The sequence below is a fragment of the Mycobacterium sp. ABE4_509 genome (genome assembly GCF_056160785.1).
On sequence record NZ_JBSWXU010000140.1, the window covers coordinates 1 to 13,832 of the forward strand.

Consider the following 13,832-nt stretch of genomic DNA (forward strand, 5'->3'; position numbering starts at 1 on the left):
GGCTGGCGTCGCTGGGCGTCCGCCACGACGACCTGCCGCGGCTGGCCCGGACCGCGCTGCAGGACGCCTGCATGAGCACCAACCCGCGGACCGCCGATGAGGCGCAGGTGCGGGCCCTTTTCGAGGCGGCGATGTGAACGCAGCAGGGGCGCGCCGATGACCGAGTTGTCCCGCGCCGCCGCGCGCCGCCGCCGAGCCGACACCGCTGACCTGGCGCGGCTGACCGGGCTACGGTCGGGCAAGGGCAGCTTCTACCCGGAGCTGCGGGTCACCGCGCAGCGACTGCACCGGGTGGTGACCGCGCTGGACACCATCTCGCGCGCACTGGTGCAGACCACCGAGGGGCCGGAGAACCTGGTGCGCGCCGTCGCCGAGGCCGCCCGTGCCCACGTCGACGCAGACTGGGTGCTGCTGGCCCTGGCCGACGGAGCGCTGCCGGAGGCCAGCGTCCGCCATCTCATCCTGGACTCCGCCGGAGTGGTGTACGCGTTCGAAGGTCTCTCCGACGCCCAGGATCCCGGACCGTACCTGCCCGACGCGGTTCTCAACCGGCTCAACGACATCCTGCGCGGGCAGCTCGCGCAGTTCCGGTTGCCCGTCATCGAACACCGGCACGCGCACGTGCCCATCGAACTCGACGGCGAGGCGATCGGCGCCTTCGCCGCATGGACCCCGCCGCACCGACCTCTCGACGACACCGACGCGGTGGTGATGCGGATCCTGGCCGGCCAGACCGCGGTGGCGCTGCAGAACTCGGCGCTGTTCACCAAATCGCTTGCACTGCTGGCCCAGTCCGAGGCCCACAACGCCGAGCTGTTGGCCACCCAGCGCGAACTCGGCGCCGTCCAACGACATCAGGTGCTCGACTCCGAACGGCACCGCATCGCACGTGAACTGCATGACAGCGTGGCGCAGACGGTGCTCTCGGCGGGCATGCAGATCGAGGTCTGCCGCAGCGAGATCGACGAACTCGACGGCCACAGCGCACTCGGTGGCCGTCTCGACCTGGCCAAGGACCTGACCCGCTCGGCGACCGAACAGCTGCGCTCGGCGATCTACGCGCTCAACCAGCCCGCCGACGCGCACCGCTCCAGCCTGGCCGAGATGCTCGCCCAGCTCGCCACCGTGCACATGCCCGACGATCTTCGGGTCAGCCTGCGGGTCACCGGAACCCCGGTGGAACTGCCCAGCGAGGTCGAGCACGCCCTGCTGCGGATAGCCGGTGAGGCCCTGTTCAACACAGCCATGCACGGCAACGCCACCCGCGCATTGCTGCGGCTGACCTACCAGCCCACCCATGTCAGCCTGTCCATCGCCGACGACGGCACCGGCGACCCGGCGAAGATGCGGCTGATGCTCTGCCTGGCCGGGGCCACCGACGTCGACGGCCGGCACCGCGGCCTGGCCAACATGCGTGCCCGTGCCCAAGAGCACGGCGGCACGCTGGACGTGCACCGGTCCCGCATCGGCGGTGTCCGGGTGTCCGCCCGCATCCCTTGCGAGCCGGAAAACCCTCCAGAAAGCCAGGACTCATGACACCGATCCGGCTGGTCCTCGTCGACGACCATGCGATCCTGCGCCAGGGACTTCGCTCGGTGCTGGAACGCGCCGAGGACCTCATTGTGGTCGGTGAGGCCGCCGCCGAGGCCGAGGCCGAGGCGATCGTGCGAGCCACCTCGCCCGATGTGGTGCTGCTCGACCTGAAGCTGTCGGCCGGCTCCGAGTTCGAGGGTCTGGCGTTGTGCGCCAAACTGTCCGAGGCGTACCCGGGCCTGGGTCTGCTGGTGCTCACCACGTTCCTCGACGAGGACCTGGTGGTGCGGGCGGTGCACGCGGGTGCGCGGGGCTACGTCGTCAAGGACGTCGACACCACCGAGCTGGTGCGGGCCATTCGCGCGATCTCGGCGGGCGACAGCGCATTCGACTCGCGCAGTGCCGCGGCCGTCGTCCGGTCCATGTCCGGGCGTGCCGAGCACCGCGCGCAGCTCACCGACCGGGAGCTCGAAGTGTTGCGCCTGCTGGCGGCCGGCCTGTCCAACAACAAGATCGGCGAGAAGCTCTACATCTCGGCCACCACCGCGAAATTCCACGTCAGCAACATCATGCGGAAGCTCGAGGTCAGCCGGCGCGCCGAGGCGGTGTACGCGGCCAGCAAGCGCGGGTTGATCTAGGCGGATGCCGCGGCTAGATGCCGCACCAGGTGAGATGGTCGCTGCCGTCGAACCCGGCGCAATCACGGGTGGCGGCCTTCGGCATGGTCAGGTAGGGCTTTTCATCGGACCCGGTGAAGTAGTAGTAGTTCTCGTCGTCCTCGCCGTACAACCACCAGTCTCCGGAGCCGTCGTTCATCACCGTCGGGGAGAATTCCCAGATCGACGATTCGGTCGGGATGGTGTTGGCGGGCTCGGTGATCAGCAGCCAGGTATTGGTGATCGCGTTTCCCGTGAAGACCGCGATGGCCGCTGCTGCAACCACCAGCGCCACCGCAACCGCTGCCGCGGAAGGAACCGATCGCCTGCGTTTTCGCACTGTGAGCTCCCGACCATCCTGCACGGATTGAGGCTACCGTGCGACGCTGGGACCCACCTGCGCTCGAGCTAGCGGCCCAGGATCAGCCAGCCACCGTGGAACTCGTAGGCGCGCGTGCTGATCGAGTGGCGCCGGGCCAGCCCTCCGGCGAGTCGTTGTAGCGCGGGTAGGTCGAAACGCTGGATGTGCCCGTAGCATTCGCGGGCGTCGGTCTCGAACGGGACAGCCACCACGACCCGGCGCCGGGCAAGTCGAAGCGCCTCGTCGAGCACCGCGTCGACGGCGTTCGCCGGCAGGTGCTCGATCAGGTGCAGTGCCGTCACCGTATCGGCGCACCGGTCGGGTAGCGGCACATCGGCGGCGTCACAGACCAGGGTGTTCAGCGGCCTGCGCATCGCAGTGCTGACCCTGCTCAGCAGATGCATCGCCCGGGCGTTCAGATCGGTTGCCAGGACGTCGATTCCCTGCCGGGCCATCCGTAGCGGGAAGAACCCGAAGCACGACCCGAGATCGACGAGCCGGTGGCCGCGCACCTGGTCGGCCGCCCAGGCGTGCACAGGCGCGAACGCAGTGGTGCCCGCTTCGAGGGCTGCGACCGAGTTCCGGTAGAAGTGCAGCCATGACGGCAGCGCACCTTCGACCGTCGAGCGGACGATTCCGGTGAACACCAGCTCGAACTCGGCGTGGCCGCACAGCAGCCCGGCATCGACGAGTTCTTCTGCCAACAGCACCGCCAGCTCGTCGCACAGCTCATCGGGTCGAAGGTCGTGTTCGACGGTCAGCAGCTGCTCGCGCCGGTGCACGCAGAACCGCGGCGTGCACACGGTGTCCTGATCGGCATGCCTGAGGTGCGGGCCGCCGCGCCGCCGTACGCGTACCCCGTGCCCGGTCCAGACGTCCCGCGGAGTCGGCGCGAGCGGGTTCAGCGCCGCAGTTTGCATACTGCACAACGGTATTGGGATTGACCGAGGTCACACACGCGCCCACTGGGCGCAATCGGCGGCCCATCCGGGTGGGTGAGTGACTACCCGATCGGCGAGTTCCATTCAGGCACCGAGTGCCATAGCTTTGGTGCTGCAGGTCACACCAAGAGGAGATCCGAGATGGCCAAGACCGGTTGGTTCGAAACCGTCGCCGAGGCTCAGCGCCGCGCCCGCAAGCGGCTGCCGCCCAGCGTCTACAGCGCTCTGGTGGCCGGGTCGGAGAAAGGCGTCACCGTCGGTGACAACCTCTCCGCGTTCGGTGAACTGGGTTTCGCCCCGCACGTGGCCGGGCTGTCCAGCAAGCGCGACATGGCGACCACGGTGATGGGGCAGTCGATCTCGCTTCCGGTGCTGATATCTCCCACCGGCGTGCAGGCGGTGCACCCGGACGGCGAGGTCGCGGTCGCGCGGGCAGCCGCCGCGCGCGGCACCGCGATCGGGCTGTCCTCCTTCGCGAGCAAGTCGGTCGAGGAGGTGACCGCGGCCAATCCGCAGACCTTCTTCCAGATGTACTGGACGGGGGGTCGTGACCGGCTGGTCGCGCGGATGGAGCGGGCCCGCCGGGCCGGTGCGGTCGGGCTGATCATAACCACCGACTGGTCGTTCTCCAACGGCCGCGACTGGGGCAGCCCGGCGATCCCGGAGAAGATGGACCTGCGCGCCATGCTGCGCTTCGCCCCGGAGGCGATCCGCCGGCCGCGGTGGCTGGCCGACTTCGCCCGCGCCGCGGCGGTGCCCGACCTGACCGCGCCCAACCTGGCCGACGGCGGGGCCGCCCCGACGTTCTTCGGCGCCTACGGCGAGTGGATGCAGACCCCGTTGCCCAGCTGGGAGGACATCGCCTGGCTGCGCGAACAGTGGGGCGGCCCGTTCATGCTCAAGGGCGTCATGCGCGTCGACGACGCCAAACGGGCCGTCGACGCCGGGGTCAGCGCGATCTCGGTGTCCAACCACGGTGGCAACAACCTGGACGGCACCCCGGCCCCGATCCGGGCGCTACCGGCCATCGCCGAGGCCGTGGGCGACCAGGTCGAGGTCGTACTCGACGGCGGTGTCCGGCGTGGCGGCGACGCCGTCAAGGCGGTGGCACTGGGCGCGCGGGCGGTGATGATCGGGCGTGCCTACCTGTGGGGTCTGGCCGCCGGTGGACAGACCGGCGTCGAGAACGTGCTGGACATCCTGCGCGGGGGAATCGATTCCGCGTTGTTGGGGCTCGGCCTGTCCTCGATCGACGAGCTCGGCCCGGCCGACCTCGTGATGCCCGACGGGTTCCGGCGCGACCTGGGGATCTAGCAGTGCTGTTGGGCCGACAGGACCCGCGCGGCTTCGCGCACCGCCGCGACGTTGGCCTTGCCCTGCCGTGACCCGGCGAGTTTGGCGGCGATATGGGCGCCGACGGTGATCGGCTCATAGGCCAGACCGGCGTCGGACTCCAAGAACGGTGCCGCGGTGGTGATCACGGCGTCGACGTTGCCGTCATGGAAGAAGGCCGCAGAACGGCGACGCGCAACCACACCGTCGACGATCGGTGGTCGCACCCGGTGCAGGGTCGACATCCAGCGGTCGTTGGTGATCCTGGCGGTGAGATCGCCGAGGTTCACCAGCAGCGCACCGTCGAGAGGTGTGACGTTGTGCCAGTGCTCATCGGTACCGAGCACCTGCAGCCCGGGAGCCTGGTCGGCCCACAACACGGTGACGATGCCGTAGTCGGTGTGCTCACCCATACCGGTCAGCTCGCCGTCAGCGGTGCCGGTGCCCTCGGGCAGCGCGTAGTTGTTCATCCGCAGCACATCGATGGAGTGGTCGGTCAGCCGGGCGAAGTAGTCGGGGTCCAGGCCCAGCGCCGCGGCGAATATCCCGGTCAGCGACCGGGCGACGCGACCTGCGTGGGCGAAGTAGTCGGCCACCGAATCCCGGAACGAGGGCACCTCGGCGGGCCAGACGTTGACGCCGTAGTCGGCCTCGTCGAGGTCCAGCCCGGAAAAGGAGCGGGCCTCGACGCCGACGTTGAACGCCTCGAAGAAGTCGTTCATCCGGCTCGCCGACTCCACGCCCAGCGACAGGCTCAGCGATTCACTGTTCGGTGGGCTGTAGCCGCGGTTGGCGCCGGAGACACGGTAGGCGTTCTTGGTGTGCGAGCCCAGGTCGAAGAACCGGTCCATCGCCTGTCCCAGGCCCTCGATCACGCCGGCGGGCACCCCGTGGCCGAGGACCTGCATGAAACCGACACGGCTGCAGGCGTCGTCGACGGCGGTGGCGACCTCGGCGCGGGCTTGTGCGCGGCCGCCGGTGACCCAGGCCGAGATGTCGACCGCCGGCACTTCGAAGTGGCCCATGGTCGATGTCAGCCCGGCTTGTGGGCGCTGAGCAGGAACGCCGGGAACATGATGCGGCCCTTGTCGTCGCGGGCGTGTGGCGGCATCGCCGACGGACCGTCCGGCATCGGCGGGACCTGCGCGTGGATGAACGCCGGGCGCACCGCGTCGATCATCCAGTACCGGCCCACGACCTGCCGTAGCTCGGCCTCGTCGACCTCGTTGGGCTTGGTGTCCATCTCCTTCGGGAACGCGCCCTCGGCGAACACCAGGATGTGGTACGCCGCACCCGGGGCGGCCGCCCGGAACACAGCCTGCTGGTAGGCGTCGCGAGCCTGCACCGGCAGCGAGTGGAACAGCGTCGAGTCGAGGATCGTGTCGAAACGCCCGTCGAACCCGGTGAAGGTGGTGATGTCGCCCTGCACGAAGGTGGCGTTGGTCAGGCCGCGCTCCTCGGCGGCGCTTCGGGCGGCGGCCACGGCGGTCGGGGACAGCTCGATGCCCACCACGGTGAAACCCTGCGCGGCCAGCGCCAGCGCGAGCTCTGCGTGTCCGCACCCGGCGTCGAGGACCTCGCCGCGCACCGCGCCTGCGGCGATCAGCGCGGCCAGCTCGGGCTGGGGTTCGCCGATGTTCCACGGCGGCGGTCCCTCGAAGCCGCCTTCCCCGCGGTAGGCGCTGTCCCAATCCATCACGTCCGAGTCGTTCGCAGCCATGGCCACCAAGCTACGCCGGGATCTCCCAGGTGTGCACCGGCGCGTTGCTGTGCATGCCCTGGCAGTACAGCCGCAGCATCTCGGCCAGCGCACCGGGCCGGCTCATCCCGCGGTCCTGCAGTGCCTCGACGGTCTTCGCCTGCCAGACGGCGCCGTTGCGACCGGACTTGGCGCGGCCCTCGATCACCCCGAGGTAGCGGTCGCGGACGTCGGCGGCCACCTCCCAGCGGCGCAGCCCCTCGTCGGCCAGGGGCAGCAGCTGGCGGAGCACCAGCTCATCGGGGGTCACCTCGCCCAGCCCGGGCCAGTACATCCGGGCTTCCATGCCGCGCTGGGCCGCCTCGAGGAAGTTCGCATGTGCTGCTGCGAAACTCATCTTCGTCCACAGCGGCCGGTCCTCCTCGGACAGCGCGCGCAGCGTGCCGTAGTAGAACGCCGAGTTGGCCATCATGTCCAGCACGGTCGGCCCCGCGGGCAGCACGCGGTTCTCGACCCGCAGATGGGGCCGGCCGTTCACGACGTCGTAGACCGGGCGGTTCCACCGGTAGATGGTGCCGTTGTGCAGTCGCAGCTCGGAGAGCTTGGGGGTGCGGCCCTCGGCCAGCTCGGCGACGGGGTCCTCGTCGGACATCTCGGGTAGCAGCGACGGGAAGTAGCGGACGTTCTCCTCGAACAGGTCGAAGATCGAGGTGATCCAGCGTTCGCCGAACCAGACGCGGGGCCGCACCCCCTGGTTCTTGAGTTCGTCGGGGCGGGTGTCGGTGGCCTGCGCGAACAGTTCGATGCGGGTCTCGGCCCACAGGTGGTGGCCGAAGAAGAACGGCGAGTTGGCGCCCAGCGCGAGCTGCGGACCGGCCAGCACCTGCGCTGCGTTCCAGTTGGCGGCGAAGTCGGCAGGCGATACTTGTAGATGCAGTTGCATGCTGGTACAGGCGGATTCGGGGGCGATCGAGGCGGCCTGCACACACAGCCGCTCCGGGCCGGCGATGTCGATCATGATGTCTTCGCCGCGGGCGGTGAAGATCGAGTCGTTGAGCGCCTGATAGCGCGACGAGTCGCTCATCCAGCTTCCGGTGAGGTGCTCGGGCAACAATGTCGGCAGGATCCCGATCATCACGATGTGCGCCCCGTCGGTGCCGGCCTTGGCCTCGGCGGCGTTGAGGCTTTCGCGGACGTCGTCCTCGAGGTCGAGTGCCGCCCGCCCGGGCAGCCGGCGCGGCGGCACGTTGAATTCGATGTTGTAGGCGCCCAGTTCGGTCTGATAGGCGGGGTCGGCGATCGCGGTGAGTACCTCGGAGTTGCTCATCGCCGGCTGGTAGTGCGAGTCGACCAGGTTGCATTCGATCTCCATGCCGGTGAGCGGCTTCTCGAAGTCGAAGCTGGACTGCGCGAGCATCGTCTCGAACACGTCGAGGCACAGTTGCACCTTGCGCCGATAGTCGCGGCGATGCCCGGGACCGAAGTCGGTGTGCTTGAGTTCCTCGCCCACCCCGCCATTGTGGGTGAGGTGACCTGTTTTGGTGGCTTCGCGCGTCGATTCAGTGTGGCCGCGTCGCCACCACGATCTGCGGGCCGAGCGGTCCGCCGCGCAGCGTCACCTCGATCGCCGGGTCGGCGTGGGCGGCCAGCGCCCGCAGCGCCGACGGGCTGTAGCAGCGCAACGAGCTGATCACGCCGTCGTGCACGAAGGGCACCACCGGGGCCAACGGCAGCATCGTGGCGAGCCGCAGCAGATGCAGCGGGGCCGGCGGGCGCGGCAGGTCGATGATCAGCAGCTTGGCCGCGGCCCGGGTGCCTTCGGCGAACACCCGGGCGGCGGCGTCGGGCGGCAGGTGATGAAAGGACAGTGCGAACACCGCCAGGTCGTAGTCGCCGTCTCCGGCGTCCAGCGCGGTGGCGTCCATCGTGCGCACCGTCGCACGGGGGTGACGGCCGAGCTCACCGGCCGCCATCGCCGCCACCGAGGCCGCATCCACGTCGGTGACGGTCAGCGCCGCGGTGGGATGCCACTCGAGCAGACGGCGGGACAGGCCGCCGTGCCCGGCCCCGAGTTCGAGGATCCGTGGGTCGGCGACGTCGGCGACCTCCTCGAGTGAGATCTGGGCGAACCTGTCGTGGTTGCCGAACACCTCGCCGGTCCACTCCAGTGCGCGGATCACGCTGCGCTTGCGCGCCTCGTCGGTGTCGTCGGCGGACTCACGGTCCAGGTACTCCGGCCGGTCGGTCTGCAGCAGCCGGTCCAGGCACGACGCGTCCGGACCGCCCCGCGGCATCCCGGTGATGTCGGTGTCGTCGCCGCCTGTCGTGCCCATGACCTCCATCATGACGGGAGACGCAGCGCGCTCGGGCCGCGGCTCAGTCCTCGCCCAGGACCTGATAGATCTCGCGGCGGGCGTTGTTCACGATCTCGACGATGCGTGCCTGCTGTTCTTCGGAGGCGGCGAAGGCCGACTGGCCGACGGCGCCGACCAGTTGCGCGACCGCATTGCGCAGAGTGGCCTGCCCGGGCTCGACGTCGTCGGCGAGGCCTTCCCAGGGGGGTGTCTCGACCTTCTCGGCAGCGGCCCGGCCGTCGGTGGTGAGCTCGAAGAGTTTGCGGCTGCCTTCGCTGTCGGTGGCCACGATGAGGCCTTCGTCCTCGAGCAACGCGAGAGTCGGATAGACCGAGCCCGGGCTGGGTTTCCAGAGGTCCTGGCTGCGCTGGGCGATCTCCTGGATCATCTCGTAGCCGTGCATCGCGCGTTCTGCCAGCAGCGACAGGATCGCCGCGCGGACATCGCCGCGCCTGCCGCGCCTGCCGCGGCCGCCTCCGCGCCTGCCCCCACGGGGTCCCGGGCCGAAGCCGAAGCCGCCTCGCGGATCGAAACCGAAGCCGAAGCCGCCGGGGAATTCCCCGCCGCGACCGTGCCGCATGCCCGGCCCGAAGTCGTGGCCGGAGTGTTCCCGCAGGTGATCACGGAAGTCGCGGCGGGCCTGGCGACGTTGTTGGTGAAGTGCGCGCCGGTCGACCGGGCCGAAACCGAAGCCGCCGGGCGCTGTGTCGAATGGGTGTGTCATGTCAATCGTTCCTTCTGAATGGTGGTTCTGGGTTGGAAGCAAGTAAGACGCTTCCGATGGGTCGACGATATATCGAAAACTATCGCGATGCAACGTCTGGTCACGTGATACTTCGGAAACGTGCGACTAACACCGCCGCAACAGCACCTGCCTAGCGTGTCTGCGATACATGTCCGAGTGACGGGGCAGACGGTGCATGGTCCGCCGCTGGGACCGGCGAAAGGACCCCAGCAGTGACCGAACCCCAGCCGGGCCACCCGGATCCCGGAGTCGTCACGGCTTCTCCGTCCGCCGCCGTCGTCGCCCCGGACGGTGATGCCGAGTTCGTGATCGCATCCGGCCATAGCAGCCTGCACAACGACGAACTGGCCCCGACGCCGCCCTCGCAGCGCAAGTGGGGATGGTTCGAGATCTTCAACGTCTGGACCAACGACGTCCAGAGCCTGGCCGGCTACACGCTGGCGGCCAGCCTGTTCATCACCGCGGGAATCAACGGCTGGTTCGTCATCGCCGCGATCATCCTGGCCGGCGCGCTGGTGATGGTGTTCGTCAACTGGTCCGGACAGCCCAGCGTCAAATACGGCGTGCCGTACCCGGTCGTCGCGCGCGCGTCGATGGGGGTCCGCGGCGCGATGTTCCCGGCGACGGTGCGCGGCATCGTGGCGATCTTCTGGTACGGCGCCCAGACCTACTTCGCCTCCACCGCCGTCGCCCTGGCCATCAACGCGATCCTCGGCGCCACGCCCAGCGCCACGTTCCTGGGCATGACCTGGGTGGACTGGGTGTCCTACACCATCGTCGCCGGCTTCCAGATCTTCTTGTTCATCCGCGGTATCGACGGCATCGTGCGGTTCCTCAACTTCGCCGGGCCCGCGGTGTACGCGGTGATGATCCTGCTGCTGATCGCGATCTGGTGGCAGGCCGGATCCGGGCTGCTGACCTCGGTCGGCGACCTGTTCGCCGGCGAGAAGTCCGGGCTCGCCGCGGTGAGCGCATTCGTCGGCGTGGTCGGCACGATGATCGCCTACTTCGCCGCGGTCATCATCAACTTCGGTGACTTCGCCCGGTTCACCCGCTCGGACAAGGAGATGAAGCGCGGCAACCTGCTCGGCCTGCCCGTCAGCCTGACCTTCTTCACATTCCTGTCGCTGTTCATCACCGCCGGCGCCTACATCGTCTTCCAGGACGGCCAGGGCGAGCCGATGACCAACCCGGCCGACATCGTCGGCCAGGTCGGCAACGTGTGGCTGAGCATCCTGGCCGCGGTGACGTTCTTCGTCGCGACGGTGGGCATCAATCTGGTCGCCAACTTCATCCCGCCGGTCTACGACATCGTCAACCTCAAGCCCGAGAAACTGAACTTCCGGGTCGCCGGGTTCATCACCGCGGCACTCGGATTCATCATCGGGGCACTGTGGGTCTCGGTCATCGGCAACGCGGGGCTGCCCAAGTTCGTCGACACCCTCGGGGCGGTGCTGGCGCCGCTGTACGGGATCATGGTCGCCGACTACTTCCTGATCCGGAAGCGCAAGCTCGAGATCCAGCAGCTCTACACCGTCGATCCCGCAGGCATCTACTACTTCACCCGCGGGTGGAACGTCCGGGCGCTGTGGGCGTTCGGGATCGCCGCGATCTTCGCCATCTCGGCGGTCTGGGTTCCCGCGCTGCACGCACTGTCCGGTTTCGCGTGGGTGTTCGGCGCCGCCCTGGGTGCGGCGCTGCACTGGCTGGTGTCACGCGGCCGGGAGGTCGGCACGCCGGAGGAGCAGCACGCCGCAGCGAGCTGAGCCCGGCCCGCTCGCTCACCGGTTGTGCTGTGCCCGCTCGTCGATCGCGTCGGCCAGCCATCGCGCCCACTGCGCCTCCATCGCCGCGGAGCGCAGCCCGTACTCCAGCGCGGCGCGCGCGTAGAAGTCGGCCGCCGAGTCGTCCCACGGCACCGAATCGCGAATCTGGCGGTACCGGTCCAGCATCTGGTCGGCGAACTCGGCGACCCGGGTGACGTACTCACGCGCCTGCTCGGGCGGGATCTCGCCGAGTAGGAACACCTTGAGCACGTCGGGCCTGCGCACCGCGGTGTTCTCGCTCGGCTGGGCGATCCACTCCAGCAGCTCGGCGCGCCCGGCCGCGGTGATGCCGTACTCCTTGCGCCCGCGGGCGCCGACGGCGGTGACCTCGATGAGGCCGTCGGCGGCGAGCTTGTTGAGTTCCCCGTAGAGCTGGCTCTGGGTGGCCGGCCAGACGTTGGCCATCGACGCCTCGAACCGCTTGAGCAGGTCGTAGCCACTGCCGGGGTGCTGGGCCAACAGGCCGAGGGTGGCATAGCGCAGGCTCACGGCAGCATGGTACGGGCCGGGGCCGCCGCCGTCCCGATATTCCACTATTGACATGTCACTAGTGGAATGAAAGGGTGGGAGAATCCCGACAGGAGGTAAGCCCATGACCCGCTCCGCTTCTGACCCGGACACCGCAACACTGTTCGGCACCGGCGACTTCTTCCAGCGTGACAACTACGCACCCGTCGCCGACGAACTGACCGAATTCGACCTACCGGTTACCGGGGCCGTCCCGGCCGAGCTGGCGGGCTGGTACCTGCGCAACGGACCCAATCCGCGCTCGGCGACCGGACACTGGTTCACCGGCGACGGCATGATCCACGGCGTCCGCCTGGAAAACGGCCGGGCCAAGTGGTACCGCAACCGCTGGGTGCGCACCGACAGCTTCACCGAACCGTTCCCGCTCTACAACGCCGACGGAACCCGCAATCTGCGCGCCAGCGTCGCCAACACCCACGTCGTCAACCACGCCGGAAAGACCCTCGCGCTCGTCGAGTCGTCGCTGCCCTACGAGATCACCAACGACCTCGAAACCGTCGGCGCCTACGACTTCGGCGGCAAGCTCGTCGACTCGATGACAGCGCACCCGAAGATCTGCCCCACCACCGGGGAGCTGCACTTCTTCGGGTACGGCAGCATCACCGCACCGCACGTCACCTACCACCGGGCGGACGCGGACGGCCAGCTGGTCGTCAACCGGCCGCTCGAGGTGCCGGCGCTGACGATGATGCACGACTTCGCGCTCACCCAGAACTTCGTGGTGTTCCTGGACCTGCCGATCGTGTTCGACCTCGGCATCGCGCTGGGCGCGAAGCGGGACATGCCCTACCGCTGGGACGACACCTACGGGGCGCGCCTCGGGGTGCTGCGCCGCGACGACCCGTTCGGTGACGTGCGCTGGTTCGACATCGACCCGTGCTACGTCTTCCACGTCGCCAATGCCCACGACGACGGCAAAACGCTGGTGCTCCAGGGTGTTCGGTACCCGGAGCTGTGGCGTGGGGAAGCCGGCTTCGACGCCGCCGGCACCATGTGGACCTGGACGATCGACCTCGGGACGGCGACGGTGTCGGAAAGCGAACTCGACGACCGCGTCGTGGAGTTCCCCCGCATCGACGACCGGTTGGCCACCTTGACGGCCCGCTTTGCGGTGTCGGTCGGCGACGGCCGACTGATCCGCCACGATCTGTCCAACGGTGACGCCGCCGAACACCGGTTCGGTACCCCCGAGGTCCCCGGCGGCCCTGGTGAGGCGGTGTTCGTGCCCTCGACCTCCGGGCCCGCCGACGAAACCAGCGGGTGGTACCTGGCCTACGTCTACGACCCGGTGCGTGACGGAAGCGACCTGGTCATCATCGACGCCTCCGACTTCACCGGGCCGCCGGTAGCCAGAATCACGTTGCCGCAACGGGTTCCATACGGCTTCCACGGCAACTGGATCGCCGACTGACCCACCCGGCGGGGCGGGTGCGGCGCCGGTGCGGTTGGCTGAGGGCATGTCCGACACCGTCCTGACCGCCGTGGCCTGCGCCGCAGCCGTGGCCAGCGGCACCGCCGCCGGCATGATGTTCCCGTTCGCCACCTTCGTGATGCGTGGGCTGGACCGCACCGGCTCCACCCGGGCGATCACCACGATGTGCCGCTCAACGAGCGGCTGGACACCGCCGGGGACGGCGAAGCCGCCTGGCAGGACTACCGGACTCGCTGGGGGGCCTGGAACCACGTCCGCACCGTGACCGCGCTGGTGGCGTCCACGCTGTTCCTGATCGGTCTGGTCAACCTCTGACCGCACCGGTCAGGACGGCGGGGCGAACCCGTCGCCGCGCTGCTGCGGGGGCGGTGGCGGCGCCGGCTGCGACGGTGGCCCCGGATACGGGGGCAACGGCGGATACGGGG

At 69.1% G+C, this 13,832-nt stretch carries 14 protein-coding genes and 1 pseudogene; 7 read left to right on the forward strand and 8 right to left on the reverse strand.

All coding sequences use genetic code 11. The annotated features are described in order from the left end of the window. The 3 genes and pseudogenes from ACXAID_RS22755 to ACXAID_RS22765 form a co-directional block, all read left to right on the forward strand. Positions 1 to 137: pseudogene (locus ACXAID_RS22755) on the forward strand (iron-containing alcohol dehydrogenase); the annotation flags it as partial. 19 nt (positions 138 to 156) lie between these two features. After that, a complete protein-coding gene (locus tag ACXAID_RS22760) occupies positions 157 to 1,536 on the forward strand; it encodes a MadS family sensor histidine kinase (protein WP_475024457.1) in 1,380 nt (459 codons plus the stop codon). Beyond that, positions 1,533 to 2,171 (forward strand): MadR family response regulator transcription factor, encoded by a 639-nt coding sequence (locus ACXAID_RS22765; RefSeq protein ID WP_475024458.1) that lies wholly within the window; start codon positions 1,533 to 1,535, stop codon positions 2,169 to 2,171. Before ACXAID_RS22760 ends, ACXAID_RS22765 begins: the two co-directional genes overlap by 4 nt. Before the next feature lie 13 nt (positions 2,172 to 2,184). On the opposite strand, the gene ACXAID_RS22770 is transcribed toward ACXAID_RS22765, so the two are convergent. Together ACXAID_RS22770 and mftM are read right to left on the reverse strand one after the other, a co-directional pair. Beyond that, entirely contained in the window at positions 2,185 to 2,475 is a 291-nt protein-coding gene (locus ACXAID_RS22770) for a hypothetical protein (protein WP_475024459.1), read from the reverse strand. A gap of 122 nt (positions 2,476 to 2,597) precedes the next feature. After that, complete coding sequence (mftM, locus tag ACXAID_RS22775; protein ID WP_475024460.1) at positions 2,598 to 3,470, reverse strand: mycofactocin oligosaccharide methyltransferase MftM; 873 nt, start codon at positions 3,468 to 3,470, stop codon at positions 2,598 to 2,600. Between the two features lie 162 nt (positions 3,471 to 3,632). Between mftM and mftD the strand changes: the two genes are divergently transcribed. Then, positions 3,633 to 4,805 (forward strand): pre-mycofactocin synthase MftD, encoded by a 1,173-nt coding sequence (mftD, locus tag ACXAID_RS22780; protein WP_475024461.1) that lies wholly within the window; start codon positions 3,633 to 3,635, stop codon positions 4,803 to 4,805. Here the strand turns inward: mftD and ACXAID_RS22785 are convergent. Genes ACXAID_RS22785 through ACXAID_RS22805 form a run of 5 tightly spaced genes read right to left on the reverse strand, consistent with a single transcriptional unit; the run spans position 4,802 to position 9,600 of the window. Then, positions 4,802 to 5,848, reverse strand: coding sequence for an isopenicillin N synthase family dioxygenase (locus tag ACXAID_RS22785; RefSeq protein WP_475024462.1), 1,047 nt, complete (start codon positions 5,846 to 5,848; stop codon positions 4,802 to 4,804). The genes mftD and ACXAID_RS22785 overlap by 4 nt on opposite strands. Before the next feature lie 8 nt (positions 5,849 to 5,856). Continuing rightward, positions 5,857 to 6,543: a class I SAM-dependent methyltransferase gene (locus tag ACXAID_RS22790; protein ID WP_475024463.1), complete on the reverse strand. Its 687-nt coding sequence runs from the start codon at positions 6,541 to 6,543 to the stop codon at positions 5,857 to 5,859. A 10-nt stretch (positions 6,544 to 6,553) separates the two neighbouring features. After that, positions 6,554 to 8,032 (reverse strand): glutamate-cysteine ligase family protein, encoded by a 1,479-nt coding sequence (locus ACXAID_RS22795; protein WP_475024464.1) that lies wholly within the window; start codon positions 8,030 to 8,032, stop codon positions 6,554 to 6,556. Positions 8,033 to 8,081: 49 nt separating this feature from the next. Further along, the gene (locus tag ACXAID_RS22800) at positions 8,082 to 8,855 is read right to left on the reverse strand and encodes a methyltransferase domain-containing protein (protein WP_475024465.1); all 774 of its coding nucleotides are present in this window, start codon (positions 8,853 to 8,855) and stop codon (positions 8,082 to 8,084) included. 43 nt (positions 8,856 to 8,898) lie between these two features. Next, positions 8,899 to 9,600 (reverse strand): PadR family transcriptional regulator, encoded by a 702-nt coding sequence (locus ACXAID_RS22805; RefSeq protein ID WP_475024466.1) that lies wholly within the window; start codon positions 9,598 to 9,600, stop codon positions 8,899 to 8,901. 233 nt (positions 9,601 to 9,833) lie between these two features. Between ACXAID_RS22805 and ACXAID_RS22810 the strand changes: the two genes are divergently transcribed. Further along, positions 9,834 to 11,387, forward strand: a complete 1,554-nt coding sequence (locus tag ACXAID_RS22810; protein WP_475024467.1) for an NCS1 family nucleobase:cation symporter-1 — start codon at positions 9,834 to 9,836, stop codon at positions 11,385 to 11,387. Positions 11,388 to 11,402: 15 nt separating this feature from the next. On the opposite strand, the gene ACXAID_RS22815 is transcribed toward ACXAID_RS22810, so the two are convergent. Then, positions 11,403 to 11,936, reverse strand: coding sequence for a PadR family transcriptional regulator (locus ACXAID_RS22815; protein WP_475024468.1), 534 nt, complete (start codon positions 11,934 to 11,936; stop codon positions 11,403 to 11,405). Between the two features lie 103 nt (positions 11,937 to 12,039). Between ACXAID_RS22815 and ACXAID_RS22820 the strand changes: the two genes are divergently transcribed. Next, on the forward strand, positions 12,040 to 13,386 hold the full coding sequence (locus ACXAID_RS22820; RefSeq protein ID WP_475024469.1) for a carotenoid oxygenase family protein: 1,347 nt from the start codon (positions 12,040 to 12,042) through the stop codon (positions 13,384 to 13,386). Between the two features lie 186 nt (positions 13,387 to 13,572). Next, the gene (locus ACXAID_RS22825) at positions 13,573 to 13,722 is read left to right on the forward strand and encodes an anthrone oxygenase family protein (RefSeq protein WP_475024470.1); all 150 of its coding nucleotides are present in this window, start codon (positions 13,573 to 13,575) and stop codon (positions 13,720 to 13,722) included. Positions 13,723 to 13,832 lie beyond the last annotated feature (110 nt).